This window comes from Kitasatospora sp. NPDC093558 (assembly GCF_040683475.1).
Lineage (GTDB): Bacteria > Actinomycetota > Actinomycetes > Streptomycetales > Streptomycetaceae > Kitasatospora.
In genome coordinates this window covers 1-4,421 of record NZ_JBFBDY010000530.1, presented here as the reverse complement: position 1 = coordinate 4,421, position 4,421 = coordinate 1, and the positions used below count along the sequence as shown (strand labels likewise).

6 protein-coding genes and 1 pseudogene are annotated in these 4,421 nt (G+C 73.3%); 2 read left to right on the top strand and 5 right to left on the bottom strand.

Annotated elements, in window-relative coordinates:
- The 4 genes and pseudogenes from AB0O00_RS30760 to AB0O00_RS30745 all read right to left on the bottom strand — a co-directional run.
- Positions 1-85, bottom strand: a pseudogene (locus AB0O00_RS30760) (NTP pyrophosphohydrolase); the annotation flags it as partial.
- Positions 86-137: 52 nt separating this feature from the next.
- Positions 138-551, bottom strand: a complete 414-nt coding sequence (locus AB0O00_RS30755; RefSeq protein WP_363657320.1) for a PPOX class F420-dependent oxidoreductase — start codon at positions 549-551, stop codon at positions 138-140.
- A 43-nt stretch (positions 552-594) separates the two neighbouring features.
- Positions 595-1,380: a DUF4239 domain-containing protein gene (locus AB0O00_RS30750; protein WP_363657318.1), complete on the bottom strand. Its 786-nt coding sequence runs from the start codon at positions 1,378-1,380 to the stop codon at positions 595-597.
- Positions 1,381-1,394: 14 nt separating this feature from the next.
- Positions 1,395-2,687 carry a serine hydrolase gene (locus tag AB0O00_RS30745; protein WP_363657321.1) on the bottom strand — a complete coding sequence of 431 codons (1,293 nt, stop codon included), beginning with the start codon at positions 2,685-2,687 and terminating at the stop codon, positions 1,395-1,397.
- A 162-nt stretch (positions 2,688-2,849) separates the two neighbouring features.
- On the opposite strand from AB0O00_RS30745, the gene AB0O00_RS30740 reads away from it, so the two are divergent.
- Positions 2,850-3,047, top strand: coding sequence for a hypothetical protein (locus AB0O00_RS30740; protein WP_363657316.1), 198 nt, complete (start codon positions 2,850-2,852; stop codon positions 3,045-3,047).
- Positions 3,048-3,061: 14 nt separating this feature from the next.
- Here the strand turns inward: AB0O00_RS30740 and AB0O00_RS30735 are convergent, their stop codons facing one another.
- A complete protein-coding gene (locus AB0O00_RS30735) occupies positions 3,062-3,823 on the bottom strand; it encodes a TetR/AcrR family transcriptional regulator C-terminal domain-containing protein (RefSeq protein WP_363657314.1) in 762 nt (253 codons plus the stop codon).
- 92 nt (positions 3,824-3,915) lie between these two features.
- Here AB0O00_RS30735 and AB0O00_RS30730 point away from each other — a divergent pair.
- On the top strand, positions 3,916-4,421 hold a 506-nt coding region (locus AB0O00_RS30730; RefSeq protein WP_363657312.1), incomplete at its 3' end, for a siderophore-interacting protein.

Sequence of the window (4,421 nt, the reverse complement as noted above, 5' to 3'; positions counted from 1 at the left end):
GCCGGTCCCGCCACCACCCGTCGGGCACCGACCCGACGACGTTCGCACCGTCCACGACCAGCAGCGGCACCGCGTTGTCTCCCATGACGGGCAAGCCTGCCACGCCGGCCCGCACCCGTGGGCGCGGGCCGGTCGGGTCAGTCGTTCAGGGTGATCCGGATCCCGACCGTGCCGTCGTTGCCGCGCCGCACCCGGCTGCCGAGCAGGGTGAGCACGCCCAGCAGGCCGTACTTCTGGCGCAGCAGGGTGCGGTAGGCGGCGGTGCGCTCGGGGCCGAGGATCTCGGCGGTGGCGGGGTACTGCTCGCCGGTGGGGCGGCCCTTGACGTCGCAGGGGCCGACGAGGACGTCCGCGCGGTTGCGGATGCGCTTGACCTTCCAGGAGTTCGTGACGGTCCAGACGCCGAGCGCCTCGCCGTCGCGCACCACCCAGACCGGGGTCGGCACGGCGGTGCCGTCCTTCTTGTAGGTGGTGACGAGCAGGTAGCTCCCGGAGGACAGCTCGACGATCCGGGCGAGCCGGTCGCGGGACGCGGGGTCAGGGGTGGTCATGGCCGGAAGTGTAGAGCGCCAGGGGCGCTCACCTGCGTCGCCGTCACCAGAACTCGGCGAGCGTGCTCTGCTTGAACGGTTCGGGCGACACGCTCACGCTCCCGGCGAACGGGCGGTCCAGCACCGGGACGAGCAGCAGGCTGAAGCCGATCAGCGCGGCGACCGAACCGACGAAGAGCAGCCGGATCTTCCGGCTGCGGATGCCGTACAGGAGGGTGAGCAGCAGGATGACCACCGCGCCGCCGACGATCAGCACCTGGAACAGGGCCGGCAGTTCGTCGCGGCTGGCGAAGATCCGGGCGCGGCGCTGGGCGATCGCGTCGTTCAGGCTGCTCAGCGCCTCGGCGTAGAAGGCCTGCTCGGACTGGGACTGCGGCTCGTAGGCGCGCAGCGCCGCGTACATCCCGTCCACCTTGGCGGAGGTCGCCTCGAAGTTGCCGTGCCCGGCGTTCATGAGCGGCCACTGCTGCTCGACGACGGCGTGGACGTAGTCCCGGACGGCGCCGTTGACGGCGGCCTGGGTGTCGGGCGGGAAGGCGCGGGCGTCGCGGACGATCTGGGAGATCGACGTGGCTTCGGTGGCGACCACCTTCTGGGTGTCCTCGAACTGGGTCCAGAGGTTGACGATGACGAAGGCCAGGATGATTCCGTAGATCGCGCCGAACAGGGAGAGCACGACACCGACCATGTCGTTGTTCTCGCCCTTGACGAGGGTGGGGAACCGGCGGGTGGCGAGTGTGCTGGCGGCCACGGCCAGCAGGACGGAACCGCCGACCACGAGGACGGTCAGGGTGACCGTCGAGAAGGTGTTCAGCAGCCAGAGTTCCATCGTGCCCGGCCGCTTCAGCCGTGGGTTCGGGCGCGGACGCCGTGGACGAGGGCGCGGGCGCGGCGGGCCAGACGGCGGCGGCCGGTGCCGGTGGAGCCCTTGGTGCCGGTGGAGCCGCCGGCCGGGAGCGGCGCGGCGGAGGCCGCGAGGGCGACCGCTTCGCGTCGGCGGGCGGCCGTGCGGCCGGCGGCCCACAGGACGAGGGCCGCGCCGAGGGCGGCGGCCGTCCACGTGGCGGGCCCGAGGGAGTGGCCCTCGTCCTGGGCGGCGTGCGGCCGGTCCCCGGTGACGGGGTCGGACTGCGGGACGGAGTCGACGGGCGCGTCCGCCGTGGCCACCGGGGCGGTGTCGTCGGCGAGTTGGCCGACCGGCTGCACCTTGCCGGCGGCGGCGAAGCCCCAGTCGAGCAGGCTGGCCGCCTCGTCGTACACCTTGCCCTGGGCCTCGGGGTGCATGACCGTCACGAGGAGGGTCCGGCCGCCGCGCTCGGCGGCGCCGGTGAAGGTGGCGCCGGCGTTGGTGGTGTAGCCGTTCTTGACGCCGATCAGGCCCGGGTACTTGCCCAGCAGGCGGTCGGTGTTGGCGATGTCGAAGCTGGTGCGCTGCCCGGTGAGCTTGTCCAGCCCGCCGGGGAAGCGGGCCGTGCGGGTCGAGCAGTAGGAGCGGAAGTCGGGGATGCGCAGCCCGGCGCGCGCGAACAGGGTGAGGTCGTAGGCGGAGGAGACCTGTCCGTCCATGTCGTAGCCGTCGGGGGAGACGACCTTGGTGTCGCGGGCCTGGAGGGCCGACGCCCGGGTCTGCATCTCGGTGACGGTCTTCGCGATGCCGCCGTTCATGTGGGCGAGCACGTGGACGGCGTCGTTGCCGGAGCTGAGGAAGACGCCCCGCCAGAGGTCCTCGACGCGGTAGGGCAGGTTCTCCTTGACGCCGACGAGGCTGCTGCCCGCGCCGAGGTTGGCCAGCTCGGCCTGTGTCACCTGGTGCACGTCTGCGCGGTCGAACTTCGTCATGACGGTGTCCGCGAACAGCATCTTCAGCGTGCTGGCCGGAGGCATCGGCGCGTGCGCGTTGCGGGCGGCGAGCACCTCGCCGGTGCCGGCGTCGGCGACCAGCCAGGAGCGCCCGCTGAGCGCGGCCGGGAGCGCGGGTGCCCCGGCGAGCGGGGCGACCTGGACGTCGGAGCGGCCGAGCCGCTCGCCGCCGACGACGGAGGTGGAGTCCTGTCCGGCCGCTATCGGGGCGGTCGCGGCGAGCACGAGGACGGACACGGCGGAGGCCGCGGCCAGCCTGCCCGCTTGCTGTGACATCTGCTGCACACGGCGAACGTACCCGCGGCGCCGCCGGGCCGCCGTGCCTGCTGCTCCGTCCGGTGCCCTCGGCCATCCCGCGCGGGGCGCCGAGACTTTGGTGGGCCGAGGTCGCGCCGAAAGTCGGATTACCCGGGGTGGCCGGATTCCTAGGCTTCCGTTATGAAGACCCTGCTCGGCTACCTCGGTTCCGTCCTGATCCTCGGCAGTGCGACCGGCCTGCTCTCCGACCACCTCGGGGGCTTCCGGCTGTTCGGGTTCGTCCGCTTCCTCGTCCCGGCCGGGCACGAGATGGCCGGATACGTGGTGCTGCTGGCGCTGGGCGTGCTGCTGGCGATCCCGGCGGCTCGCCAGGGCTGAACACGGCTGAGCGTTCAGGAGCGAGCGATCCCGTCGAGGAGTACGGCGAGGCCGCTGCGGAAGCCTTCGCGGTCGCGCTCCTGCGGGTCGGGGTCGCCGCCGCTCTCCAGGGCGGTCAGGAGCGGGAAGCGCTCGGCGAAGTCGGGGGCGAGCTCGGCGAGTTGGGCCGAGCGGGCGGTCCACCAGTCGGCGTCGGCGACGCCGGTCGCGGCGGCCGCGTCGCGGGCCTCGGCGGCCACGCCGGCCATCCCGCGGACGAACTGCCACAGCGCGCCGACGGCCCCGCGCAGCCGCCGCGGGGGCAGTTCGGCCGGCTGCAGGGCGCGCAACAGGGCCTCCATGGCGGCGAGTTCGGCCGGGCCCAGGACCGGGCGGGCCTGCGAGACCTGGAGCACCCAGGGGTGGCGCAGGTAGCAGGCGTGCAGCGCCTCGGCCCAGGCGGTGACGGCGGCCCGCCAGTCCCCGGATCCGTCGAATTCCGACGGCAGTTCGGCGAGTGCCCGGTCGTGCATCAGGTCGAGCAGTTCGGCTTTTCCCGGTACGTACGTGTAGAGCGCCATCGCGGTGCGGCCGAGCCGTTCGCCGACGGCGCGCATGGAGAGTGCGGCCATGCCCTCGGAATCGGCCACGGCGATTCCGGCCGACACGATCGCGTCCACGCTCAGGCCCGGCTTGGGGCCGCTGCGACCGGTGCGCGGGGCGGGTTCGGCGCCGGGGGCGCGCCACAGCAGGGACAGCGAGCGGCGGGCGTCGCCCTGCCCGGCGTACACGACCATTCCGGCAACTCCTTATGGTGTAAAGTAACCGCGTCACAGCAACTCTTTATGTCGTAAGGCTAGCAAGCCGCACCATTGAGAGGAGTTCGGCGTTGACCCTGCCCGTCACCCTCGTCGAGGTCGCCGACGTCCGCCGTATCACGCCGCGTACCGCCCGGGTCACGTTCGAGGCCGCCGCCCTCGACGACACCGTCGGCGGCGCGCCCGACCAGCAGGTGAAGCTCTGCTTCCCCCGCCCCGGCCAGACCGAGCCGACGCTCCCCGTCCAGAGCGACGACCCCATGGGCTGGTACCAGGCCTACCTGGCCATTCCCGAGGCGGAGCGTCCGCAGATGCGCAGCTTCACCGTCCGCCGCCGGATCCCCGGCACCCGGCGGATCGAGATCGACTTCGTCCTGCACGGCGACACCGGGCCCGCCTCCGCGTGGGCGCTGCGCGCCGCGCCCGGGGACCGGCTCGGCATGGTCGGCCCGTCCGAGCTGTACGCCCGGCAGGTCCCGCTCGCCGAGGCCGCCGCCACCGCCGACTGGGTCCTGTTCGCCGGTGACGAGTCCGCGCTGCCGGCGATCGCCACGCTGGTCGGGGCGCTGCCGGCCGG

Coding starts and splice junctions, on each gene's coding strand:
- AB0O00_RS30735 (WP_363657314.1), bottom strand. CDS start 3,823: ATGGTCGTGTACGCCGGGCAGGGCGACGCCCGCCGCTCGCTGTCCCTG.
- AB0O00_RS30755 (WP_363657320.1), bottom strand. CDS start 551: ATGACCACCCCTGACCCCGCGTCCCGCGACCGGCTCGCCCGGATCGTC.
- AB0O00_RS30740 (WP_363657316.1), top strand. CDS start 2,850: ATGAAGACCCTGCTCGGCTACCTCGGTTCCGTCCTGATCCTCGGCAGT.
- AB0O00_RS30745 (WP_363657321.1), bottom strand. CDS start 2,687: ATGTCACAGCAAGCGGGCAGGCTGGCCGCGGCCTCCGCCGTGTCCGTC.
- AB0O00_RS30750 (WP_363657318.1), bottom strand. CDS start 1,380: ATGGAACTCTGGCTGCTGAACACCTTCTCGACGGTCACCCTGACCGTC.